The following is a 23,823-nucleotide window of genomic DNA, read 5'->3' as shown; positions in this document are numbered from 1 at the left end:
CGGTCGGCCTCGGCCTGCCGGGCCATGGACCGCTTCATCGTCTCCGGCAGCGACACGTCCTTGATCTCCACGCGGTCGATCTGCACGCCCCAGCCGATCGCCGGGCTGTCGATCATCAGCTCCAGGCCCTGGTTGAGCTTCTCGCGGTTGGACAGCAGGTCGTCCAGGTCGCTCTTGCCGATGATGGACCGCAGCGAGGTCTGCGCCATCTGCGAGACCGCGAACCGGTAGTCCTCGACCTGGATGATTGCGTCGGCCGCGTCGACCACCTTGAAGTAGACGACCGCGTCCACCCGCACGGTCACGTTGTCCCTGGTGATGCCCTCCTGCGCCGGCACGGGCATCGTCACGATCTGCATGTTGACCTTGCGGATCCGGTCCACGAACGGGAGGATCATGGTGAATCCCGGGCCGCGCACGCCCGAGCGCAGGCGGCCGAGCCGCAGCACCACTCCCCGTTCGTACTGTTTGACCACTCGGGCACCGGCCAGCGCATAGACCAGCCCCGCGGACGCGACGGCGACTCCCGCCGCCACCAACTCCTCGACCATCACGGCCCCCCAGGGTCCGAAGTGGGCATCAGGTGCGTACAGCGCTTACGGCATGCACTTCGAAGTTGACATGCTCCCTGGCCTGAAGTCCAGGGCTTCCGGCCTGGGCGTCTCGCCCTTCCGGGTGCTTCCTGCTTCAACACGCTGTGCGGGCACGTGATCCCATCTCACCGGCGCCCCCCAGGCGTTCGGCGTCTTTGCCCGTCCGGCGGCGACGATACGGCGTCCTTCGGACAGGACGGTGCGGGCTGCGTTGTGGTCGCGGTCATCCTCGGCCCGGTTCTTGGAGCCCTTGACCCTGCGGGACAGCTCCCACTGAAGGCGCTTCACCTGAACAAGGGCGAGCCCCCGCACGCCGGTCGGGTACGGGGGCTCGCCTGCTGCTGGCTGCTGCTGGTCCGGCGGGGGTGACGTGGGGGGTTGCCGGTCCGGTCGGTGGGTCAGCCGGTCGGTGGTCCGACGGTCTGTGATCCGACGGTCTGTGATCTGTCGGTCAGCCGACGCTCACGCCGTAGTAGTTCAGCGCCTCGACGACCGGCTGGAAGAAGGTCGTGCCGCCGGAGGTGCAGTTGCCGCTGCCGCCGGAGGTGAGGCCGTAGGCCGTGGAGCCGGAGTACAGCGGGCCGCCGCTGTCGCCGCCCTCGGCGCAGACGGTGGTCTGGATCATCTGGTAGACCACGTCGCCGCCACCGTAGTTGACCGTGGCGTTCAGCGCGGTGACCCGGCCGCTGTGCGTACCGGTGGTCGAGCCACGGCGGTAGACGGTCGTGCCGACGCTGGGCGTCGCGGCGCGGGTGATGGTCTGGCTGCCGACCGCGCTCGGATGCGCGATCGAGGAGTTGGTGTAGCGGACCAGCGCGAAGTCGTTGGTCGGGAAGCTGTAGCTGACGTTCGTGCCCAGCGTCGTGGTGTGGCCCGAGTTGGAGTACCAGGTGGAGGCGACCTCACCGCAGTGGCCGGCGGTCAGGAAGTAGTAGGTGCTCCCGCTGTGCACGTTGAAGCCGAGCGAACAGCGGTAGGAGCCGCCGTAGATGGCGTCGCCGCCGGTGATCAGCCTCTTGAACTTGCCCGGGGTGTGCTTGATGGTGATCGCGTCGGCGTTGCCGCCCGCATCCTTCTTGATCTTGGCGATCTCGGCCTTCGAGACCGTACTGTCGACGGTGACGACCACCCGGTTCGTCTTGGCGTCGACCGCCCATGCGGTGCCCGCGACATCGGACTTGAGTACCGACTTGTTGACACTGCTCAGCTGAGTGGTGCTGAAGGTCTGGGCGTCGGATGCGTTCGCGTTGGGGACCGCGAACGCGGCCGCGGCCACGAGTCCGGTGGTCACGGCGATCAGCCGGGTCCGTCTCGCTATGCCGCTGCGGGGGGTGGTGCGCTTGATCCTCACGTTTCGTTCCTCCGAAGGGAAGTCGGGGGTCCTCGTCTCGTGGGGTTGAGGGCCCGTGAGGCGCAGCCGGGGGCCCGCTCATCCGGATTCCGGACAAGCCGTGCTCCTGACAAGCGCTGGGGGGAGTATTCGGCCGCACGGCCGACCGGCGCAAGGGCACCTTTCGGCCGTGCAGCGTTCAACTTGCGTATGTCTCCGTGCTGTCGACCCCAGGCCCCGGTACGTGCGCGGCCCCCGGCCGCCTTCGGAGTTCCGGCGGTCAGCGCAGCCGCCGCTCACCTGCCTCGACGGCCGCGTCCAGCGTATTGCCGGGCGGCGGGAACGGGCAGATGAAGTGGTCGGCGAACGCACACGGCGGGAGCACGGCACGGTTGAAGTCCACCGTCGTACGCCCCTCGTCGTCGGGCGCCGCCGGGCGCAGGAACCGGAAGCGGTAACTGCTGTCCCCGCTGGTCGTGTCGGCGAAGACGGCCCACAGCGAGCCGTCGCTCTCCACCGACACCTGGAGCGTCAGGTCCTGGTCGTCCAGGGTGAAGGCGAGGACTCCGCCGAGCCCGAGGCCGCGTGCGACGCCGTCCGCGTTCTCGACGCGCACGGTGCGGTCCTCCCCGTACGGCGTGAAGTGCCCCGGCACCGACCAGCGCGGGTCGTAAGGGGTCGCCTCGATACCCTCGAAGGCCTGGCGCGTGGGTGCGGCGGGGTCGTAGTCGCGCACGCCCCAGACTCCCTCGCGCACGAGGACGACGAACCGGCGCTCACCGTGTCCCACCCGCGCCCCGGAGGCCGGTCCGTAGTCGGCGCCGAGCACGACCTCACCGGTGAAGGGCTGTCCGTCGAGGGTGAGTCCGTCCCCGTCCACCGCCGCCAGCACGACGCCGTCGTCCTTGGCCGTCCAATGTCCGGGGATGTCCGGAAGTCGACCCTCCGGATAGTCCTCGATCCAGTGCGTGCCCGTGAGGGCGAGCGGTCCGTAGGGCTCGGCCACCGTCCTGGTGCGGTGCTCGTGCCAGTGCTTCCAGTCCTCGGATGCGTCCGTCGTCATGTGATCAACCCTTCCATACGGGCTCCGGCAACCCGAGGTGTGAGCACGACGTGGTGCCCGTGTATTCCGGGCGGAACGCGCTGCTGCCGGCTGCCCGAGAGCCGCTTCGGACAGGCGCACGCCTTGTCGGCGGGCCCGACCCGGTCGAGCAGCCGGCGTGCCGCGGCGACGGCGTCCTCAAGAGGACCGAGGCAACTCATCTTTGCTGAAAGGCACTTGCCCGCTCCGCCGGGACACTCCTCCCACACCCGGCCGCGGGTCAGGCCCGATCCGCAGCAAGGGGCGAGGCATGCCCGACCGCAGCGACGGCGAGGGCATGCCCGACCCGCAGCGACGGCGAGGCATGTCGGACCCGCGGCGACGGCGAGGCACGTGCAACCCGGCGGCACGGGCCGGGCACTCCCCCGGCCCGTGACGAGCACGCGGCTCACTTCCGCCCGCGGACCCTCACAGCCCGCAGTCGCAGCACGAGCAGCATTCACAGCACTCGCAGCACTGGCAGGCCTCGCAGCAGTTGCAGTCGCAGTCACTGAGGCAGCCCTCGCGCTTCTTGCGCGACCAGGGGCCCTCGTACTCCTCGGCGCAGCAGACCTTGCAGGTGCAGCACAGACCGATCGCGGCGGCGCACCCGGCCCAGAAGCCGCGCTTGCCGGGGCCGGGCGGCTGGAAGGAGGGTCCGCCACCGAAGGGGTTGCCGCCACCGGAGTACGGGTTCCGCGGATCGTAGGGCCCGTGCGGGGCGTGGGGGCTCTGCGGGCCGTACGGACCACCCTGCTGGGGCGGCCCGAACGAACCCTCGGCGCCTCCAGGCCCGTGCGTGCCCGCACCCCCGTGCGCGCCGTCCGCCGCGTGCCCGCAGGTGGACGAGCCGAACGCGCGGTCCACCGACCGGCCCAGCTCGTGCGCCAGCAGCAGGTGCGCCAGCTTGCCGTCGGTGAACTCGACCTCGCGCAGCGCGAGCCGGATCCCGTGCAGGGCGTCGTCGGCGAGCCGCCGCGCCTCGGTGAGCGACGTCCCGGTGGCCGTGAGCGGGTTCCACGCTCCCGACGCGGCGTCAGTTTCCCTGTCCTCGACGGCGTCCAGCAGATGCGCCAGCCGTCCGAAGAGCCGCCCGGCCTCGGCGAGCGGCTCCGCGTTGCCGGGCCGGCCGGCGAGTACGGCGGTGTGCGCGAAGGCCGCGGCCGTGGCGGTCTCGGTCGGTTCGGTGACGGTGAGCAGCGGCGTGCCGGGCCCGGCCAGCGCCTCGATACCGATCTGCCGGTCCACGGCGTCGACGAGCACGGCGGTGTCGAAGCCGACGTCAAAACCGGTGCGCGCGCCGGCCCTGCCCCAGCTCGCGGCGACCCGGCGGGCGGCGAGCGCCACGGGCCTGCGCGCCAACAGCCCGTCCCCGTCGGCCACGTGGTCGCGGACCTTCGCCGAGGCGAGCACCAGCGAGACGGCGGCGGCCAGGCGCGCTCCCTCGCCCTGAGCGACGGAGGCGGTGCGCATGCCGCGCAGCGGGCAGGGTCCTGCGGTCCGGCGCCATCCCGTCGCCCGCTCCGCCTGAGCCTCCGTCAGAACGGATATCAGCAGACCGTCATAGTTCGTGACGATCCGCGCGAACTGCCCGTGGTCACCGCGCAGCGCGAGGCACAGCCCGCACAGGTGGGCCATCCACTGGTTCTTGAGCCCTTCACCGAGACGGTGGCTGCAGGGCCTCACGATTCCGAACACGACACTCCCCCGTGACACGTACGACGTTGAGCGGCGGCATCCTAACGACCACTCCGTTCACCCGTACGCACCGACCGTCACCCGAACGCCGTGGGAAATCATATTTCACTCTCAGTCAGCAGCCCTGCACGGCAAGACCCTTGGGATACCGGGGCTCTCGACGGATTCGCTGTGCACCAGTACCGTCACGAAACCCCCGCGCGGCGTCTATCCACTTGGCGCGACATCCGCATCATGGACGACCATGGGGATGCGGAAAGCACGAAAGACCGCTGTGAGAGGAGGCGTCCATGGGATCGGTGCGCAAGGCGAGTGCCTGGCTTGGCCTCGTCGACGACAACGATGACGAGCGTTACTACGACGACGACTACGCCGAGGGACAGGAGTCCGGCGAGGCCTGGGTCACCGACCCGCGGGTGAAGGTCGCGTCCGAGACTGCGGAGGAGAAGGGCCGCCGGATCGGCACGGTCACCCCGGACAGCTTCCGGGACGCGCGCGGCATCGGCGAGCTCTTCCGGGACGGCGTCCCGGTGATCATCAACCTCACGTCCATGGAGCCCGCCGACGCCAAGCGCGTGGTGGACTTCGCGGCCGGCCTGACCTTCGGCCTGCGCGGCACGATCGAGCGGGTCGCCACCCGGGTCTTCCTGCTGACCCCCGCCAACACGGAGATCGTCAGCGGCGAGGCCGCGGGCCGCCAGACGGACGGTTTCTTCAACCAGAGCTGAGGCAGGGCCGCTCACCGGCCCTGCCCCACGGGGTCCCCAGGGCTCTACCGGAAGGCGTCGAGTCCGGTGAGCGCCTTGCCCAGCACGAGTTGGTGCATCTCGACGGTGCCCTCGTAGGTGAGCACCGACTCCAGATTCGTGGCGTGCCGCATCACGGGGTATTCGAGCGAGATTCCGTTGGCGCCGAGGATCGTCCGCGCGGTACGGCAGATCTCGATGGCCTCCCGCACGTTGTTGAGTTTGCCGAAACTGACCTGTTCGGGACGGAGCCGTCCCGCGTCCATGCGCCGCCCGAGGTGGTGGGCGAGCAGAATCCCCTTGTGCAGCTCGACCGCCATGTCGGCGAGCTTCGCCTGGGTCAGCTGGAAGCCGCCGATGGGCCGGCCGAACTGCTCGCGCGTCTTCGCGTACTCGACGGCGGCCTCGAAACTGGCCCGCGCCGCACCCATCGCGCCCCACACGATCCCGTACCGGGCGTGCGAGAGACAGCTGAGCGGCCCCTTCAGCCCGACGACGTCCGGCAGCACGGCGTCGGCGGGCAGCCGTACGTCGTCCAGGACGAGCTCGCTGGTGACGCTCGCCCGCAGTGACCACTTGTGCTTGATCTCGGGCGCGGAGAAGCCGGGCGCGTCGGTGGGGACGGCGAAGCCGCGGATTCCGTCGTCGGTCCGGGCCCAGACCACGGCGACCCCGGCGACGGACCCGTTGGTGATCCACATCTTCCGCCCGTTGAGGACCCAGTCGCCGCCGTCGCGCTTGGCGTGGGTGCGCATGGAGGCGGGGTCGGAGCCGTGGTCGGGCTCGGTGAGCCCGAAGCACCCGATGATCTCGCCGGAGGCCATTCGCGGCAGCCAGGTCTGCTTCTGCTCCTCGCTGCCGAACCGGTGGATGGCGTACATGGCGAGGGAGCCCTGGACGGAGACGAGGGAACGGATGCCGGAGTCGGCGGCCTCCAGTTCCAGGCAGGCCAGGCCGTACTGCACCGCGGACGCCCCGGCGCACCCGTATCCCTGGAGCGACATGCCGAGTGCCCCGATGGTGCCGAGCTCCCGCGCCAGCTCCCGGATGCCGGGCAGTTCGCCCTTCTCGTACCACTCGGCGACGTGCGGCAGCACCCGGTCGGCAGCCCAGGTCCGCACGGTGTCACGGACGGCGAGGTCCTCCGGGTCCAGCAGGTCGTCGATGCCGAGCGGGTCGGCGGGGTCGAAGGGCGGGAGCTTCGAGGACGCGGACATGGGGCAGCCTCCGGCACGCTAAAACTAGCAGTGTTAGTTACGACGTCGCGGCCGACGTTACGACGCAGTGTCCCGCACGTCCAGGGGCCCTCCCCCACGCGCCACGAACGCACGGCCACGCGCCACGGGCGCGTGCCCCGCCGGAAGACCCGCACGGGCCGGCGGGCGGAGCCGGTGGGCGTGCGGGCGGGGAGGGCTACGCGGTCACGTGGGACTCGGCGACCTCGCGGGGTGCCGGGATCTCCGCCGGACCCGCCGCCGGCGCCGGGCACTCCATGACCCGCGGCAGCCGCAGCGCCATCACCGCGCCCAGCATCAGCAGACCCGCGCTTACCAGCAGGGTCACATGCAGTCCGTGCACAAAAGAGTCCCGCGCGGCATGCCGAAGGGCCGCACCGGGCGCCCCGCCGAGCCGCCCGGCGACCTCGTACGCCTCCCCGAGCGAGTGCCCGGCCGCGGTCGAGTCGGCGGCCGGAACCCCGGGAACCGACGAGAGCCCCGGCTTGTACGCGGCGTTCATCACACTCCCCAGCAGCGCGATCCCGATGCCCGCACCCAGCTGGTACGAGGTCTCGCCGATGGCCGCGGCCCCACCGGCCTGCGCGGGCGGCGCCTCGCTCAGCATCGACTCGTACGCCCCGAAGAGCGTGGTCTCCAGACCGAAACCGAGCAGCACGAAGCCGAAGAGCAGCAGCCCCGTGTTGTCGTTCCCGCCCATCGCGGTCAGCGTGACGACCGCGGCGGCGGTCAGGCAGAAGCCGAGGCTGACCATGGTGCGCGGGCCGAACCGCCGCAGCATCTTCGCCCCGGCGAGCCCGGCGGCCATCGCCGCGACGGTGAGCGGCAGCAGCCGCAGCCCCGTCTCCAGCGGCGAGAGGCCGAGCACGAGCTGGAGGTACTGCGCCGCGATCAGCTCCAGACCGACCAGGGCGAGCATGGCGAGGACGATGCATCCCACCGAGGTGCTGAACGCGGGCCGCGCGAACATCCGCAGGTCGACCAGCGGATGCGCACGCCGCCGCTGGCGCCGGACGAAGCCGGCCAGCAGCGCGCCGCCCAGGAGCAGGGGACCCAGGGTGAGCGGGCCGAACGGGGCCTCCCCGCCGCCGAGCCGCTTCACGCCGAGGACGAGCCCGAAGAGTCCGGCGGCGGCCATCAGGGCACCGACGATGTCCCAGGGACCATTGCGGTCGCCCTTCGACTCGGGCAGCAGCATCCGTCCGATCGGCAGGCTGACCAGCATCAACGGGATGTTGACCAGGAAGACGGACCCCCACCAGAAGTGTTCGAGGAGGAAGCCGCCGAGCAGCGGTCCCACCGCCGCACCCACGGCGGCGACCGCGCTCCAGATGCCGATGGCCAGGGCCCGCTCCCGCCGGTCGGGGAAGACCTGGCGCAGGATCGAGAGCGTGGCGGGCATGATCATCGCGCCGCCGACGCCGAGCAGGGCCCGCGCGAAGATCAGGACCTGCGCGTTGTCGGCGCAGGCCGCGACGGCCGAGGCGACGCCGAAGAGGGCGTATCCGAGCAGGAGGATGCGCCGGCGGCCGACGCGGTCGCCCAGCGTGCCGAAGAGTATGAGGAGCGAGGCGCAGACCAGCGGATAGATGTCGACGATCCAGAGCAGCTCTATCGCGCCGGGCCTGAGGTCCTCGGTGACAGCGGGCACCGCGACGTGCAGCACCGTGGCGTCGAGCGCCACCAGCAGCAGGCTGACGCACAGGACGACGAGGACGACCCAGCGGTTGGCACCGGCCCCGGTCTCCCGACGGCATCGCGCAGCGGCCGTGGTCGTCCCGGACATGTACGTACCTCCCAGATGTTCCCTCGCGTTCGGCGGAAGCTTCAGGGTGGGGACTCCCTGGGGCTGTGGCCTGGGGGAGCGGAGTCCCGGCCCACGCAACAAAGGCGAGTGAGCCGCCACAGTACGCGAGTTCCCGGCGATGACGCGTGGCAGACCTCTCACGTTCTTCCTGCATTGCGTGTGGCGTACGCCACGCTCTCCTGGGAGCACCACGCCCCGCCGGGCCCGACGGTTCCGGGCGACATCGATAATCGAGCCCGTGACCGATCTCGAGACCCCTGTCGCGACGCCGCCCCGCGCGGGCGCCCTGCGCCGCGCGACGCCCGCCCTCCTCGGGTACGCGGGCGTCCGTGCGCTGGGGCTCGTGGTCCTCGCCGTATGGAGCGCGGCGAACGGCAAGAGCGCGCACACCCTGCTCACGGCCCGCTGGGACGCGCTCTGGTACACCCGGGTCGCCGACCTCGGCTACGGCTGGGAGGTGCGGCTGCCGAACGGAGACGTGCACTCGAACCTCGCCTTCTTCCCGCTGCTGCCCTGGCTGGAGCGTCTGGGGTCGGCCCTCACGCCGCTGTCGTCCGCGGACGCGGGCCTGCTGGTGAGCACGTCGGCGTCGCTCGCCGCGGCCTGGGGGATCTTCGCCGTCGCGGAGCATGTGTACGGGCGGCGGGCGGGCGTCTGCGCCGTGCTGGTGTGGGCGGTGCTGCCGATCGGTGTCGTGCAGTCGATGGCGTACAGCGAGTCACTGTTCACGGCGATCGCCGCCTGGTCGCTGTACGCGGTGCTGACCGGCCGCTGGATCACGGCGGGCCTGCTCGCCGCGCTCGCGGGGCTGACCCGGCCGGTGGGGGTGGCGGTGGTCGCGGCCGTCTGGGTGACAGCGGTCATGTCGTTCGTACGGGACCGAAGCGCACCAGGCACGGACGGCGCACCCCGGTGGCGGCGCGCCCTCGGCATGCTTCTCGCGCCGCTCGGCGCCGCCGGCTACGTGCTCTGGGTCGGCCGTCGCACGGGCAAGGGCCCGCTCGGCTACCTCGACGTGCAGGCGGGCTGGCGCAACGGCTTCGACGGCGGCTACGCCTTCGCGCGCTTCGTGGCCGACAAGTTCACGTCCTTCCCGTCGGCCCTGGCCGGCGTCGGACTGATCGTCGGCGTCGTACTGGTCGTCCGGCTGTACGTGACGTGCGTGCGCCAGGGGCAGCCGCTGCCGCTCCTGGTGTACTCGGGGATCGTCACCGCGCTCGCCCTGTGCGCGTCGAGCTACTTCGGCTCGAAACCGCGCCTCTTGCTGCCTGCCTTCCCTCTTCTGCTGCCCCTCGCCCTCGCCCTGTCCCGGCTGCGTACGCCCAGGTCGGCGACGGTCCTGGGCGGCGTGGCGGCGGCTTCCGCGGTCTACGGCGCCTTCTGGCTGAACGGCTCCGGTCCGCCATGATCGACTCCCGGACGCCCGGTGAGCTGCCAAAGAATTCCAGCCCAGCATTCGGTGAACGAATATATAAGCGTCATAAAACCGAACCACAGACGGATCAATGGAATTACGGAGTCCACTCTCCGAGGATTAGACATTCATAGAAAATAAACACGGACCTGAGAGGAATCCCACATCACATCGTCATCACAAAGCGAGTGATTCGGCCTGGAACGCAGCTCACTCGCTGTAACGTCGATTGAGTGCGTACCGAACGGAACCTGACCCGTCTGGACCGGGTCTTCGCCCGGCTCGACCGTGAACCTGAACGGCCGGCCCACATCGACGTGCCGAGGATGAGCCGGCACAGGGTCGTGCTGTTCGCGGCGACCCTGGCCTTCTACCTGGCCATCGTGTGGGCCGTCGCCATCACTTCATGGCTGGTCAGATTCGACTGGCAGGTCATGTTCTTCCGGCCCTACCAGCAATGGCCGGAGATCCACGCGTTCCTGGACTACTACGTGGTGCTCGGCCAGCGCGGCCCCACCGCCGTGATGGTCGCCGCCTGGCTGGGCTGGCGCTCCTGGCGGCAGCACACCCTGCGCCCGCTGCTCACGCTGGGCGCCTCGCTGCTGCTCCTCAACATCACGGTCGGCGCCGCCAAGTTGGGCATGGGCCGCCTCGGCCCCCACTACGCGATGACCATCGGCTCGAACGAGATGGGCCTGGGCGGCGATATATTTCCTTCGGGCCACACCGCCAACGCCGTTGTGACCTGGGGCATCCTGGCCTATCTGGCCTCGACCCCACGGGCCCGGCGCTGGCTGTCCGCGCTTTCCGCGGTGACGTCGCTCGGCGTCGGTCTGACCACCGTGTACCTCGGCACGCACTGGCTGAGCGATGTGCTCCTCGGCTGGGCCGCGGGTCTGCTGATCCTGCTGGCGCTGCCCTGGTGCGAGCCGCTGATCGCCCGCGCCGAGACCGGGATCTTCTCGCTGCGCGACTCCTGGCGCGCTCGTCGCGGCCGTGCCGTGCCCGCCCCCGCGGCCTCACCGGTCGGCGCGCCCGCCAGGGTGCCGCACCCGGCCACCGCGGACGGCGAGTTCCCCGCACGGGAGCCGGCCGCCTCCGTCCGCGCGCCCCGGGCGCCGGTGTACCTGGCTCCCGGCCCGCACACGCCCCGCTCGGAGCGCACCCCGGTCACCCCGGTCGGCAGCCGCCGCCCGCCGCACGCCGACCGGGTGGCGCGCTCGGCCACTACCTCGGCCCGCCCCCTGACGGGCGGCTGAGGACAACCGAACGGCGGGGCCGGTACGCACACCTCTCCCCGCACCGCGAAGGCCCCCGGCTCCTGACAGCCGGGGGCCTTCGCGCGTCGGTCGAGTCTCCTGCCGGGAACGCCGGGTCCCGTCGGTGCGGTGCCGTCAGCCCTTCCAGCAGCGCGTGACCCTGCCGTCCGTGACCTCGAAGTTCAGCCGCCCCACGAGGTACTCCATGGTGATGATCGCGCCCGGGGGCAGCGAGCGCACCGTGGTCCAGCCGTGCTCCTGGGCACGGCGCTCGGCGCTGCTCGCCTCCAGTCCTACGTAACTCTCCGGGCTGTCCTGGGGTTCTGCGGAATGAGGGGGAATGGGTGCCATGACCGCCACGTTAGGCGGCGTCGCCCCGGCCGGGGAAGTCCGGATCGCCACCCAGCGTCACCCATACCCCTCCGGTCACACTTCTGTCACAGGATCACGACACGCGTTTCGGTCGAACTCCGTCACACGCACGAGGGGTTCCCTACGCTTTCCGCACTCCTTCGAACGTAATTCGGAGCAGGCATGACACCGTCCCGAACAGCTCGATGGAATGTGCGGATCCAATGCCTCGGCGCGACCCTTTCCATTCCGATTCCCGGGCCCGCCGTGGAATCTGACGCCCCATGGGAAATACCCGTTCCGGCGCAGGAACCTCGCGCGCGGCCGGCCCGTGCACGGCGCGCGGCGCGCATCACTGCCGTGGCGGTGAACTCCGCTCCAGGGCCCGGGACAGCCGGTCCCGGGCCGCGGTGAGCGCGTCGGTGAGCCCGGCGGGTTCGAGGACCTCGAACTCGAATCCCGTCATCGTCACGTGCACGACCATGACGTCGAGACTGGCCGCCCCGGTCCGCAGGACACAGCTGTCCGGACCGGAGGCTTCGAGCGTTCCGGCGGACGGTGAGATCCGCTCGGCCGCCTCCTCCAGGGGCACCAGCAGACGGATGACGGCGTGCGTGGCGTACGCGCCGGTGGAGACGCCCTCGGAGACGTACGCGGCGAGGTCCTCGGCCGGTGGGGTGCGGGGCGCGAACCGCGGTCCGTGCGGCGGTCTGGGGGTGACGCGGTCCACCCGGAAGGTGCGCCAGTCGTCGCGGTCGACGTCCCAGGCGACCAGGTACCAGCGGCGTTCGGTGCACACCAGGCGGTGCGGCTCGACGGTGCGGCGGGTCGAGGAGCCGCCGTGGTCGCGGTACTCGAAGCGGAGCCGCTCGCCGTCGCGGCAGGCGTTGGCCAGTTCGGTGAGGACGGCCGGGTCGACCGTCGAGGGCTGCGGGCCGCGCAGCATCGGCACGGTGAACGCGTTCAGGGCGCCGATCCTGCGGCGCAGCCGGTGCGGCAGCACCTGTTCCAGCTTGGCGAGGGCGCGTACGGAGGTCTCGCCGATGCCCTCGATGCCCTGGCCGGCGGCCGTGCGCAGGCCGACCGCGACGGCCACCGCCTCGTCGTCGTCCAGCAGCAGCGGCGGGAGTTCGGCTCCCGCGCCGAGCTGGTAGCCGCCGCCCGTGCCGGGGCTGGCGTTGACCGGATAGCCCAGCTCGCGCAGCCGGTCCACATCGCGCCGGACCGTCCTCGGCGTGACGCCGAGACGCTCCGCGAGATCGGCACCCGACCATTCCCGGTGGGCCTGGAGCAGTGACAGCAGACGGAGCAGCCGTGCGGAGGTGTCCAACATGGGCCCGAGTCTGGCAGTCCTTGCGGACATCCTCGGTCCGCAAGGACTCGGTGCCCGCGTCGGGAAGGACTCCCCCACGACGGCCGGTCACCCCCGGGGGATCCCCCGGGGGCTCAGGGCCGGTAGGACAGTTGCGGGACCTGGAAGCAGGTGGAGTTCATGTCGCCCTGGGAGACCCAGCCCCGGCCGTCCTGCCAGCGGGCCACCGACAGACAGGCCCGCCGTGTCGTCGGCGGCTCGGCCAGCCGCTCGTACGTGACCGGGAGCAGCAGCCCGCCCGCGGTGTAGGGCTCGCCGCGGTTCATGAAGGCGTCGACGCACGCGCGGGTGACCCCGGCCGCCGTGCAGGACTTCGCCGCGTCGGCGAACCACCGCGCGGCCGCCCAGCCCTCCAGCTGCCACTGGGAGTGCGACCCGAACCCCTTGGTCGCGTCCCGGAACTCGCGTACGGCGAGGTTCGCGGTGTCCTCGTAGTCGCGGCTGGACCCGGTGGCCCACAGGGCGTTGCGACACCGGGGGGAGTGCTTGTAGTCCTCGGCCACGGTGGACGTCCAGTTCTGCACGTTGGTGACCTTGGCGATGACCTCGGCGTCCACGTCGTCCATCGCCTTGCACAGCTGCGCGTTGCCGTGCGTGTCGACGGCGTCGAAGACGAGGTCGGCTCCCCGGTCCTTCAGATCGGCGGCGACGGCACGGAAGTTGGGCAGCGCGAAGTCGACCTGTTCGGTGACCACCTTGTAGCCCTCGGCCTTCAGGCCCTGGGTGACGAGCCGGGCGTAGGCGGCTGACGCGGACTGGTTGTAGGAGACGACGGCGGCCGTGCGGGCGCCGTGCACACGCTTGAAATAGCGGTACACCTCGGTGCCCCCGTACACCTTCCCGCCCCAGCCCGGCGTTCCGTCCCGGGGCGCGAGACTCCCGTAGATCCCGTACAGGTGCGGGTAGGTGTCGTACGCCGGCCCGATGGGCTGGCCCCCGATGTCGGGCACGCGCGCGTGCGACACGCGCGGGGCGCCGGCGTAGTCGAGCGCCGTCGTCGCGACGAGGGCGACGACCTCGTCCTCGTCGATCAGCCGGTGCACGCACTCGTTGTTGCCGACACCGCTGCCGCCGTCGTCGCACAGCCGCACCTCGACGCGGCGCCCGTCGATGCCGCCGCGGGCGTTGAGGCGGTCGAAGTAGGCCTTCGCCCCGTCGCGCGGACCGGTGAACGCCGAGCCGCCGACGGGGCTGGTGGCACTGGTGACGATGCCCACCCGGATCGGGGCGGTGCCTGCCTGCCGGGTGGGGGTGGACCGGTTCTCGAAGTCGCCCTCGGGGAGGCGGCTGCCGCAGGCCGTGCCCAGCAGGAGAAGCAGCGCGAGGGCGAGCGCCTCAGCAGCCCGGGCCGGGCGACTCATTGCCGCTCAACTGGACCAGTGCGCACAGTGTCTTGACGGAGACCTTCCAGGTGCCGTCCTGTTCGACGGCCGTCCCCGAGGCGCCCGGCAGCGCGGTCGCGCCCTTCAGGGTCAGCGAGTACGTGACGTCCGCGTCCCGCGGTGACGTGAACTCGACCTTCTCGACGTGCGCCTGCACCTCCTGGCCGCGTTTGTCGCCGTTGAAGCTCTTCAGGACCTCGGTCATGGCGTCGCCGTTCTCCAGGACGCTCCGCTTGTCCTTCTGGGGGACGGCGGGATCGAAGAACTTCTCCCAGTTCCGCTCGATCTCCTTCTCGGCCGCCGCCGGGTCGGACGGGGCGGTGGCCCTGGGCGAGGGGTCGGCGGACCGCTCCACGGAGGGCGCGGGCGGGGCGCCGCCTCCAGCCCCGCTGTCGTCGCCGCATGCCGTGAGGGCGGCGGCCAGGACGAGAACCGCCGCCGCTGCCCGGCCACTTGGCCGCCTGAGTTCGCTCCCGAGAACCATCTGGCTCACCACCGGGTGTAGTCCGGGCCATGTGCGCCCGGTGCTTTCAGGGTCAGCTTCCAGAAGGCATAGTGCAAGCCATTGGCTGACATGGACAGACACACGACGTGTGGGAGCCCGGATGCGGACATCTCGACTGCGGACCGTGCACCCCGTCCTGTGGGCCGGGTGGGCCGCGCTCGCCGCCGGAGCGGTGCTGTGCGTCATCGGCTGGTACGGCATCTCGGGCGAGCGCTACGCGGAGCGCCAACTGCCGTACCTCGCCTCGTGCACGGTGCCCGGCGCGGCGCTGATCATCGCGGGCGCGGTTCTCCTCACGCATGGCAGGAACACGCTGGCAGCGGCGCGCGTCGAGGAGTTGTACGGACTGCTGGTGGCGGCCGGGCCCGCCGGGGCGGCGGAGTCCGGGCCCGCCATGAGCGCGCCCCTGGCCTCCAGCGGCGACCTGTCGATGGTGCCGGGCGGCACGCTGTGGCACCGCGCCGACTGCCCGCTGGTCGCCGGAAAGGCGGATGCGGTGCCGGTGGACTCGAGGGTCCTGGCGAGCGGGGAGCTCGGGCCGTGCCCGATCTGCGAGCCGTCCGCCGCCGGTCCGGTCGACTGACGGCCCTCTCGTGGCCTCGCTGACGTACGACCTCACGCTCGCCGGTCTCTCGGTGGGAAGTGCCGCCGCGCTCACCGGGATCGGTCTGATCGTCACTCACCGCGCCACCGGGGTGCTCAACTTCGCGCACGGCGCCGTCGCCATGGTGTGCGCCTTCCTGCTGCGGCAGTTCACCGTCGAGTGGGGCTGGCCGCTCGCGCTCGGCACCGCCGTGACCCTGCTCGTGGTGGCCCCCGCCATCGGTGTGGCGCTCGAGCGCCTCGTGTTCCGGCCGCTGGCCGTGCTCGGCGGCGACCCGGCGCAGACGCTGGTCGCGTCGATCGGTGTCTTCGTGCTGCTGGTCGGCGGGGCGGCGCTGGTGTGGGGCACCGGGGCGCGGGCGGACGCGCCGACCGTGGTGTCGGCCGACCCCTGGGGGCAGTTGGCGGTGGCCCTCGCGCTCGCCGCGGGCGTGGGCGCCGTACTGCGTTCGCCGAGGGGACGCCCGCTGGGCTCGCGGCGGCGGACCCGCTTCGCCACCGAACTGCGCGCCGTCGTCGACGACCGCCCCCTCGCCGTGCTCGGCGGCATCGACGCCGACCGGGTGGCGGCGGCCGGCTGGGCCTTCGGCTCCTTCACGGCGGGTCTGAGCGGCGTTCTCCTCGCCCCGTACGTGCGCCTGGACCCGTACGGGATGCCGCTGCTGGTCATGGAGGTGATGGCGGTGGCGGTGGCCGCGCGGATGCGCAGTCTCCCCGTCGCCGTCGTGGTGGCCCTCGGTGTGGCGGTCGGGCAGAGTCAGTTGACCCGGCTGCACCCCGCAGGCCGCGCCGAACCGCTGCTCCAGGCGGTCGGCGCGAACCTGTTCGTGCTGGCGCTGCTGGTGTCGGCGCTCGTCCTGCCCGGCGTCGGCACCCGTGACGCGCTGCCGCGCACGGCGACGGCCCGCGTGCCGACGCCGCCCGGGGCGTGGATCGTGGCGGTCGTCCTCTTCCTGCTGCCCCTCGGGTTCGCGGGCTCGGACCTGCACACGTCGGTCCAGGTGCCGGCGTTGGGCGTGGTCCTGCTGTCGCTGGTCGTCGTCACCGGCCGCGGCGGCCAGATCTCGCTGGGGCAGGCCGCGTACGCGGGTCTGGGCGCCCTGTTCACCGCGCTGCTCGCCGCGGGCCGCTTCCCCGGCCTGCCGCGCCTTCCCGAACTGGCCGCGCTCGCGGTGGCCGTGCTCCTGGTCGCGCCGCTCGGTGTGCTGACCGGGTGGCCGGCCATCCGGCGGCACGGCCTGGCGCTCGCACTGGCGACGTTCGCCGTGGGGGTCGGGGTCAGCCGTTTCGTCTTCGCCCAGCCGTACGCCACGTCGGGGCTCTCCCTCGGCCGCCCGGCCGGCTTCGGCGGCGACCGCGCGTACTACGTGCTCGAACTGGGGCTGCTGACGGCCGCGTTGCTGGCGGCGAACGCTCTGCGCCGGGGACGCACGGGCCGCGCCCTCGCCGCCCTGCGCGACCACGAGCCGGGCGCCTCGGCGGCGGGTGTCCGCGTCCCGGCCCTGAAGCTGGCCGCGTTCGTCGCGGGTGCCGCGCTGGCCGCGCTGGGCGGCGGGATGCTCGGCATGGGGCTGCGCGCCTTCGACGCCACGGCCTACGACCCGGTCCGCGGGCTGCTGTGGTTCGCGGCGGTCGTGGTCCTCGGCGCGGACAGCGTCCTCGGCGCACTGGCCGCGGCGGCGCTGCTGGTGGGCCTCGACGCGGGGGCGCGCGGCGGCGTCGCGGCGGTCCTGGTCGGCGTCCTGGCTGTCCTCGTCGGCCGCTTCCCCGGCGGTCCCTACGAGGCGCTGCGCACGGCGGCCTCCCACCTCCGGCTGCGCCGCGAGGTGTCCTTGACCCCGCTGGGGTCGCGGGTACGCCGACGGCTGCTGCCTAGGGCGACCCCGCCGGCCGCCCGCCCCTCACCGCGTTCCGGCACGCCGAGTCCTGCCGCCGTACCCGCACCCCGCAGCGGCCGGGGCCGCACCGCCCCCACCGCCCCTGGCTCCGGCCGGAGCGACACCACCCCACCCGGCCCGCACATCCGGCCGGGAACCGCTCCCCCGCCGTCCCCGCGCACGCGGCAGGGAGCCGCCCCTCGGCCGTCCCCGCGCACGCGGCAGGGAGCGGCGGCATCCTCACCGCCCGGCGGCCGGCCCGGAGCCGCTGCCGCGTCGGGGCACCGCACCGGGACGGGGGCCGTCTCCGCTCCCCCGGCGGGCGCCGAGCCGCGGGCTCCCCTCTCCATGTCCCTGCGCGCCCTCGGTCTGCGCGTCGCGTACGGCGGGTTCACCGCCCTCGACGGGGTCGACCTGGACGTCCGGCCCGGACGCGTCACGGCCGTCGTCGGGCCCAACGGCGCCGGGAAGAGCACGCTCTTCCACTGCCTCGCCGGAACGCTGCGCCCGTCGGGCGGGCGGGTGCTGCTCGGCGGGCGGGACATCACCCGGCTCCCCGCGCACGCGCGCACCCGGCTGGGGATCGCGCGGACCTTCCAGCAGCTCGCCGTCTTCCCCTCCCTGACCGTGGACGAGAACGTCCTGGTCGGTGCCGAACAGGGCCGGACCGCCGACCCGGAGGCCGCGGAGAGGGCGTTGCGGCTCCTCGGCCTCGACGGGCCGGTGCGGGCGTTCCCCGCGGCGGGGCTGCCGACGGGCACGCTCCGCCGCGTCGAGCTGGCCCGGGCGCTCGCGGGGAGTCCCCGGGTGCTGCTGCTGGACGAGCCCGCGGCAGGACTCGACACCCCCGAAGTGACCACGCTGGCACGGGTGCTGCGGGCGCTCGCCGCGGACGGCACCGCCCTCCTCGTCGTCGAGCACGACCTCGATCTCGTCGCCGACCTGGCGCACACCGTCCACGTCATGGTGGCGGGACGGATCGTCGCGTCCGGCCCCGCCGACCGCGTACTGGAGAGGGGGTACGGCGGTTGAGCATCGCCCTGCGCCACGCGCGCGTGCGCTACGGCCCGCTGGAGGCCCTGCACGGCGTGACCCTGGCCGCCCCGGACCCCGGTCTCACCGTGCTGCTCGGCCGCAACGGTTCCGGGCGCACGACGGCACTGCACGCGCTGGCGGGAACCGTGCCGCTGTCCGGAGGCGCGGTCGTGTGGGACGGCGTCGACGTCACCCGACGGACCGCGCACGAACGCGCCCGGCTCGGCCTGTGCCTCGTCCCCGAACGCCGGGCCGTCTTCGGTTCGCTCACCGTGCGCGCGAACCTGGAGCTCGCCGCGGGCGACCTCTCCCCCGCCCTCGACGCCTACCCGCGGCTGGAGCCCCTGCTCTCCCGCCGCGCGGGCACGCTCTCGGGCGGTGAGCAGCGGATGGTCGCCGTCTCCCGCGCCCTGCTCGCCCGCGCGCGGGTGGTGCTCGTCGACGAACCCGCGCAGGGCATGTCGCCGGCGGTCGCGGCTCGGACGTACGACCTGCTGGCCGGTCTCGACGCGTGCGTGGTGGTCGCGGAGCAGCGACTGCCGCCGGGGCTGCGCGGGCGGACCGACCGGACGACGTTCGTGTACGAACTGAGCCGGGGCGCGGTCGTGTTCAGCGGAGAGGCGGCGGAACCTGCGCGAAGAGCGACGGGTGCAGAGGCGGACCGAACAGGACGAGGCCCAGGTGGCGGGAGCCGGCCGAACCCTCCGGGATGACCAGCAGGGTGCCCTCCTTCAGCTTGTCCGGCGAGCTTCCGACGATCTGCTTGTTGGCCTTGTACAGCGCCTGCCAGCCGCCCTTGACCTTGTACTTGCGGGCGATCGAAGCGAGCGTCTCGCCGTGCTTGACCACGTGCATGCGGCCCTTGAGCGCGTACCTCCGGGAGCAGACGGGCCAGGCACCCCACCCCTGGGAGGCCACCACCTTCTCGGCGATCTTGATCTGTTCCGCGCGGGTGGCGAGGTCGGCACGCCGGGCGTACTTGAGTCCGCCGAACGCCTCCCAGGTGGGCTGCCAGAACTGCAGCCCGCCGTAGAAGCCGTTCCCCGTGTTCGCGTTCCAGCGGCCGCCGCTCTCGCACTCGGCGATGCAGCCCCAGGGCCAGTGGTCCTTCGCGCAGTCGTACGACACCCGTGTCATGTGGGGGCCGGGAAGCGGGGGCGGGGGCGCGGCGACCGCGTCCGAGGGCACGAGGACGGCGAGGGCGGTGACGGCCACGACGGTGGCGGCCGCGGCCGCGTGCCCGAGGCGCCCGACCGCCTGTCTGGCGTGCTCGGCCACCTGCCGGAGGCGGTTGATCGACGGGGGCGGCGTGACCGGCCGGGTCGGCATGAGGAACATCGCGCCCACGCTAGGCGGCCCCTCGGCCCCGCCGGTCGAGCCGCGCCCGGTACGGCCGGGGCCCCACCCGGTCGGAGGACCGGGTGGGGCCGGGTGCCCGGGACGAGGGGGAGCGCGACTCAGAGGTCGAGCCGCAGCCCGGGCATGATCAGGTCGGGGTCGTAGCCGATGACGGCCCTGTTGGCGGCGTAGACCTTCCGCCAGGTGGAGCCGTGCCGTTCGGCGATACCGCTCAGCGTGTCGCCGCTGCGGACGGTGTAGTCACCGCGCGACGCGTCACGGTTGGTGTGGCCCGACGTGCGTGGCGGCGTCTTCGACGGCTTCGGCTTCGGCTTCGACGGGGCCGACTCGGGTGCCGACTTCGTGGCGGCCGTCCCCGCGGCCGATCCGGCGCCCGAGGACGCGGGCGCGTTTCCGTAGGCTCCGGCGCGCGCCGCACAGGTGGGCCACGCGCCCCACCCCTGCGCCCGCTGGACCTTGGTGGCGACGGCGATCTGCGCGCTCCTGGAGGCCTGGTCGGCCCTCGACGCGTAGGCGGTGCCGCCGTACGCGCGCCAGGTGCCCGCGGAGAACTGGAGCCCTCCGTAGTAGCCGTTGCCGGTGTTGATGTGCCAGTTGCCGCCGCTCTCGCACTGCGCGATGCGGTCCCACACTCCACTGTCGGCCGCGGCGGCGTCACCGCTCGCGGCGAGCAGTCCGAGCGGGGCGAGGAGTGCCGCCCCGGCGAGGACCGCCGTCGTACGGGCCTTGCCTGCCGTACGAGCCTGATGGGTGTTCTCGGCACATTCGGACATGTAATTCCCTCTCGAAACACCCGGGGTCCCCCAGGGCGGGGCGCGACGGCCCGCGCATGGGACGCGGTCGGCGCGCTCCGCCCCGTCCGCCGGAGGCTGTACTGAGAGCTGGATGGTTCGGCCGGCGGACCTGCCCGAGCGGTGCTCGTTGCACACGGCCGAGGAATCTAGGGAGCCGACCGCCCCGATATCAACCAACTCCTTGTCATTCGAGGCCAGTTAGCCGTTACCGCGAGTATCGTCGATTTTCGGCCACCCACTTCATTGGGTGATTTCAGGATTTATCGACCTGTCATCCTCGCGACCTGTGACCCACTTCACCGACTCAACTTCCTTGACCTTCCGACAAGTTGACTGGGAGTGACGGATTCCGCAGGCGATCTCACCCTGGGCGTCGGATGGTTCGATTCCGTTCGCGCTCGGGCGTGACTCCGGCCACAGATCGCCCGTTGTCATCTTCATGAGCCGGGATCCCCCGGGTTCATGGGCCGGGAGCCACCCGGCATCACCGCGCACCGCATTCCCGAGGAGCCACCGTGCCGCGCATGCTCGACGTCAGCGACGACGTACGCGCCGAGATCGGCGACGAAGAAGCCGACCGGCTGCTCGCCGGAGAGAACGCCCCCGGCAGTTACGACTGCACGTCCTGCCGCACCCCGGGCGACTCGGAACAGGAGCGGACCAGCACCGTCCTGTTCATCGGCGACGAGACCGCTGTCCTCGCCTTCGCCCACGCCACCTGCCTGCCCTCACAGGTCGTGCAGGTCACCGAGGAGCAGTTGCAGGGCGCCGTCCGCTCGATCCACCCCGACGGCATCCCCACCGAGTTCGTTCCCGAGCAGGCCGTGCTGGGTGTGACCAGCGGACTCGTCCTGATCAACGGCGAGTTGCACCCGGCGCTCGTCGTCGAGCCGACCGGCCCCATCGTGCGCCCCGGCTCGACCGACATCGGCGACGACTTCCTCCCCCTCCTCATCGAGCAGGGCTTCATGCCGGTGACCGCGGTGAACGCGGTGCCCCCGGTCCTGCACGGCTGGTCCGTGCTGCTCGCCATGGGCCAGCTGCACGCCGTGCTCCAGCCGGGCACCGGCGGTGGCTCCCCCGTCGCCTGGTGGCAGGCCCACCAGGCGCTCCAGGTCGCCGAGAGCTGGCGGTCGGCCGCCAACAAGCATCAGCAGGTGCTCCTGTTCGCGGCCCCGGTCGGCTCGATCGGCCGCCAGCCCCGCGAGGACCTGCTGCGCGACGCGCTGGACAAGGCGGCGGCCAACGGAAAGCTCGTCGCCGCCACCATGCCGCTCGCGGGCACCTGAGCCCCGGGGAGCCGGGGAACCGGGGCGCGAAAGCGCGCCGGGCACACTCCGGTTGACCTGCGAAAGCGACGTGGTGGCCGCATCCGTTGGGCGGCGGGGTCGTTGGCACATACGTGCACACCTACGAAGCCCCCCGCCGCCGGCCCTTCCAGCCGGACCCGCCCGCGCGATCGGCTCAGAACACCTCGGGCGGTCCATCGGTCACGCCGATCTACGACGCGCTGTACGCCGAGTGGCTCAGGGCCTTCAGGACCCTGCCCGGCGACCGGCACGGCGAAGAGGATCTGGGCTTCACTGCCTTCGGGAGCATGCCGCGCGGTGCGACCACGTACGGCGCGTCCAGCTCGTACAACTCCTACAGCGCCGGGGCGCACTCCGCGCGGCAGAGTGCCGTGCAGCAGGGTCACACCACGACGGCGACGGCCGTCTGGCAGCCGAGCGGGCGACAGCACGGCACCGGGATGCACCACATCCCGGCCGCGCTGCCGCCCGCACCGCGTCGGGGTCTCTGACCCCGCCCATGAGGAAGGGCCGGCTCCCCGGGGGAGCCGGCCCTTCCTCATGTCCTCTACTTCTTCTTCGCCCCGCGCTTCTCGCGCACCCGCACCGAGATGTGCAGCGGCGTGCCCTCGAAGCCGAACTCCTCGCGCAGCCGGCGCTCGATGAAGCGACGGTAGCCGTGCTCGATGAAGCCGGAGGCGAAGAGCACGAACCGCGGGGGCTTGGTGCCCGCCTGCGTGCCGAACAGGATGCGGGGCTGCTTGCCGCCCCGGATCGGGTGCGGGTGGGCGGCGACCAGCTCGCCGAGGAAGGCGTTCAGCCTGCCGGTCGGAACGCGGGTCTCCCAGCCCGCCAGGGCCGTCTCGATCGCCGGGACGAGCTTCTCCATGTGACGGCCCGTGCGCGCCGAGACGTTGACGCGCGGCGCCCACGCCACCTGGCCGAGCTCGGTCTCGATCTCGCGTTCCAGGTAGTAGCGGCGCTCCTCGTCGAGGGTGTCCCACTTGTTGAAGGCGAGGACGATCGCACGGCCCGCCTCGACCGCCATGGTGACGATGCGCTGGTCCTGCACGGAGATCGGCTCGGACGCGTCGATCAGGATGACGGCGACCTCGGCCTTCTCGACCGCGGCGGCCGTGCGCAGCGAGGCGTAGTAGTCGGCGCCCTGCTGGAGGTGGACGCGCTTGCGGATGCCCGCCGTGTCCACGAACTTCCAGGTGACACCGCCGAGTTCGATGAGCTCGTCGACCGGGTCGCGGGTGGTGCCCGCGAGTTCGTTGACGACGACGCGTTCCTCGTTCGCCACCTTGTTGAGCAGCGACGACTTGCCGACGTTCGGGCGGCCGATGAGAGCGATGCGGCGCGGGCCGCCGACGGCGGAGCCGAAGGTCTGCGCTGGGGCCTCGGGCAGCGCCTCCAGGACCGCGTCGAGCATGTCGCCGGTGCCGCGGCCGTGCAGCGCGGAGACCGGGTGCGGCTCACCGAGACCGAGGGACCACAGGTACGAGGCGTCGGCCTCGCCGCTCGGGCCGTCCACCTTGTTGGCGCACAGGACGACGGGCTTGCCCGCCTTGCGCAGCAGGCGGACGACGGCCTCGTCGGTGTCGGTGGCGCCGACCTTGGCGTCGACGACGAAGACGACCGCGTCGGCGGCCTCGATCGCGTACTCGGCCTGTGCGGCCACCGACGCGTCGATGCCGAGGACGTCCTGCTCCCAGCCGCCGGTGTCGACGACCTTGAAGCGGCGGCCCGCCCACTCGGCCTCGTAGGTGACACGGTCACGCGTGACGCCCGGCTTGTCCTCGACGACCGCCTCACGGCGGCCGATGATCCGGTTGACCAGGGTCGACTTGCCGACATTGGGACGGCCGACGACGGCGAGGACGGGCAGTGGGCCGTGGCCCGCCTCCTCGATCGCGCCCTCGACGTCCTCGACGTCGAAGCCCTCTTCCGCGGCGAGCTCCATGAACTCCGCGTACTCGACGTCGCCGAGTGCCCCGTGGTCGTGCTCTGCCGAGCCCTCGGGCTGGATGTGGTCGTTCATGAAGTCCGTACCTCGTCGTTCATTCGTGGTGATCGGTGGACCGCCCGCC

Annotated in this window: 21 protein-coding genes; 8 read left to right on the top strand and 13 right to left on the bottom strand. The window is 72.2% G+C overall.

Annotated elements, in window-relative coordinates; all coding sequences use genetic code 11:
* The 4 genes from H305_RS0139170 to H305_RS0139155 form a co-directional block, all read right to left on the bottom strand.
* On the bottom strand, positions 1-551 hold a 551-nt coding region (locus tag H305_RS0139170; RefSeq protein WP_028805265.1), incomplete at its 3' end, for an SPFH domain-containing protein.
* A 493-nt stretch (positions 552-1,044) separates the two neighbouring features.
* Entirely contained in the window at positions 1,045-1,944 is a 900-nt protein-coding gene (locus H305_RS0139165; RefSeq protein ID WP_028805264.1) for a S1 family peptidase, read from the bottom strand.
* A gap of 259 nt (positions 1,945-2,203) precedes the next feature.
* Positions 2,204-2,986, bottom strand: a complete 783-nt coding sequence (locus H305_RS0139160) for a DUF1684 domain-containing protein (protein ID WP_028805263.1) — start codon at positions 2,984-2,986, stop codon at positions 2,204-2,206.
* A 447-nt stretch (positions 2,987-3,433) separates the two neighbouring features.
* The gene (locus H305_RS0139155) at positions 3,434-4,702 is read right to left on the bottom strand and encodes a DUF5685 family protein (protein ID WP_028805262.1); all 1,269 of its coding nucleotides are present in this window, start codon (positions 4,700-4,702) and stop codon (positions 3,434-3,436) included.
* 290 nt (positions 4,703-4,992) lie between these two features.
* Here H305_RS0139155 and H305_RS0139150 point away from each other — a divergent pair, with 290 nt between their 5' ends.
* Positions 4,993-5,430 carry a cell division protein SepF gene (locus H305_RS0139150; protein ID WP_028805261.1) on the top strand — a complete coding sequence of 146 codons (438 nt, stop codon included), beginning with the start codon at positions 4,993-4,995 and terminating at the stop codon, positions 5,428-5,430.
* A gap of 44 nt (positions 5,431-5,474) precedes the next feature.
* Here the strand turns inward: H305_RS0139150 and H305_RS0139145 are convergent, their stop codons facing one another.
* Together H305_RS0139145 and H305_RS0139140 are read right to left on the bottom strand one after the other, a co-directional pair.
* Positions 5,475-6,665 carry an acyl-CoA dehydrogenase family protein gene (locus H305_RS0139145; protein ID WP_028805260.1) on the bottom strand — a complete coding sequence of 397 codons (1,191 nt, stop codon included), beginning with the start codon at positions 6,663-6,665 and terminating at the stop codon, positions 5,475-5,477.
* Between the two features lie 196 nt (positions 6,666-6,861).
* Complete coding sequence (locus H305_RS0139140) at positions 6,862-8,469, bottom strand: MFS transporter (protein ID WP_028805259.1); 1,608 nt, start codon at positions 8,467-8,469, stop codon at positions 6,862-6,864.
* Between the two features lie 259 nt (positions 8,470-8,728).
* On the opposite strand from H305_RS0139140, the gene H305_RS0139135 reads away from it, so the two are divergent.
* Positions 8,729-9,898 (top strand): glycosyltransferase family 39 protein, encoded by a 1,170-nt coding sequence (locus H305_RS0139135; protein WP_028805258.1) that lies wholly within the window; start codon positions 8,729-8,731, stop codon positions 9,896-9,898.
* A gap of 239 nt (positions 9,899-10,137) precedes the next feature.
* Positions 10,138-11,163: a phosphatase PAP2 family protein gene (locus H305_RS0139130; RefSeq protein WP_028805257.1), complete on the top strand. Its 1,026-nt coding sequence runs from the start codon at positions 10,138-10,140 to the stop codon at positions 11,161-11,163.
* Positions 11,164-11,298: 135 nt separating this feature from the next.
* Here H305_RS0139130 and H305_RS0139125 read toward each other — a convergent pair whose 3' ends face one another.
* From H305_RS0139125 to H305_RS0139110, 4 genes are all read right to left on the bottom strand, one after another.
* Positions 11,299-11,514, bottom strand: a complete 216-nt coding sequence (locus H305_RS0139125) for an I78 family peptidase inhibitor (RefSeq protein WP_028805256.1) — start codon at positions 11,512-11,514, stop codon at positions 11,299-11,301.
* Positions 11,515-11,866: 352 nt separating this feature from the next.
* Entirely contained in the window at positions 11,867-12,847 is a 981-nt protein-coding gene (locus H305_RS0139120) for a helix-turn-helix transcriptional regulator (protein WP_028805255.1), read from the bottom strand.
* A gap of 113 nt (positions 12,848-12,960) precedes the next feature.
* The gene (locus H305_RS0139115; protein WP_028805254.1) at positions 12,961-14,247 is read right to left on the bottom strand and encodes an ABC transporter substrate-binding protein; all 1,287 of its coding nucleotides are present in this window, start codon (positions 14,245-14,247) and stop codon (positions 12,961-12,963) included.
* Positions 14,222-14,752: a hypothetical protein gene (locus tag H305_RS0139110; RefSeq protein WP_028805253.1), complete on the bottom strand. Its 531-nt coding sequence runs from the start codon at positions 14,750-14,752 to the stop codon at positions 14,222-14,224. The genes H305_RS0139115 and H305_RS0139110 overlap by 26 nt, the downstream gene beginning before the upstream one ends.
* Positions 14,753-14,873: 121 nt before the next feature.
* Between H305_RS0139110 and H305_RS0139105 the strand changes: the two genes are divergently transcribed.
* The 3 genes from H305_RS0139105 to H305_RS48360 are packed head-to-tail and all read left to right on the top strand — an operon-like array spanning position 14,874 to position 19,001.
* Entirely contained in the window at positions 14,874-15,356 is a 483-nt protein-coding gene (locus tag H305_RS0139105; protein WP_028805252.1) for a hypothetical protein, read from the top strand.
* A gap of 10 nt (positions 15,357-15,366) precedes the next feature.
* Positions 15,367-18,285, top strand: a complete 2,919-nt coding sequence (locus tag H305_RS0139100) for an ABC transporter permease subunit (RefSeq protein ID WP_028805251.1) — start codon at positions 15,367-15,369, stop codon at positions 18,283-18,285.
* The gene (locus H305_RS48360) at positions 18,282-19,001 is read left to right on the top strand and encodes an ATP-binding cassette domain-containing protein (RefSeq protein WP_037766773.1); all 720 of its coding nucleotides are present in this window, start codon (positions 18,282-18,284) and stop codon (positions 18,999-19,001) included. The genes H305_RS0139100 and H305_RS48360 overlap by 4 nt, the downstream gene beginning before the upstream one ends.
* Here H305_RS48360 and H305_RS48355 read toward each other — a convergent pair.
* Both H305_RS48355 and H305_RS0139085 read right to left on the bottom strand, forming a co-directional pair.
* Entirely contained in the window at positions 18,898-19,626 is a 729-nt protein-coding gene (locus tag H305_RS48355; protein ID WP_107440193.1) for a transglycosylase family protein, read from the bottom strand. The genes H305_RS48360 and H305_RS48355 overlap by 104 nt on opposite strands.
* Before the next feature lie 119 nt (positions 19,627-19,745).
* On the bottom strand, positions 19,746-20,420 hold the full coding sequence (locus tag H305_RS0139085; RefSeq protein WP_028805250.1) for a transglycosylase family protein: 675 nt from the start codon (positions 20,418-20,420) through the stop codon (positions 19,746-19,748).
* Positions 20,421-20,956: 536 nt separating this feature from the next.
* Between H305_RS0139085 and H305_RS0139080 the strand changes: the two genes are divergently transcribed.
* Together H305_RS0139080 and H305_RS0139075 are read left to right on the top strand one after the other, a co-directional pair.
* Positions 20,957-21,730, top strand: a complete 774-nt coding sequence (locus tag H305_RS0139080; protein ID WP_028805249.1) for a hypothetical protein — start codon at positions 20,957-20,959, stop codon at positions 21,728-21,730.
* A gap of 113 nt (positions 21,731-21,843) precedes the next feature.
* On the top strand, positions 21,844-22,242 hold the full coding sequence (locus H305_RS0139075; protein WP_028805248.1) for a hypothetical protein: 399 nt from the start codon (positions 21,844-21,846) through the stop codon (positions 22,240-22,242).
* 56 nt (positions 22,243-22,298) lie between these two features.
* On the opposite strand, the gene der is transcribed toward H305_RS0139075, so the two are convergent.
* Positions 22,299-23,774, bottom strand: a complete 1,476-nt coding sequence (gene der / locus H305_RS0139070; RefSeq protein ID WP_028805247.1) for a ribosome biogenesis GTPase Der — start codon at positions 23,772-23,774, stop codon at positions 22,299-22,301.
* Between the last annotated feature and the right edge of the window lie 49 nt (positions 23,775-23,823).

The organism is Streptomyces sp. 142MFCol3.1 (genome assembly GCF_000424945.1).
In the GTDB taxonomy this organism is placed as follows: Bacteria; Actinomycetota; Actinomycetes; order Streptomycetales; family Streptomycetaceae; genus Streptomyces; species Streptomyces siamensis.
This window is presented reverse-complemented; position numbering and strand designations above follow the sequence as displayed.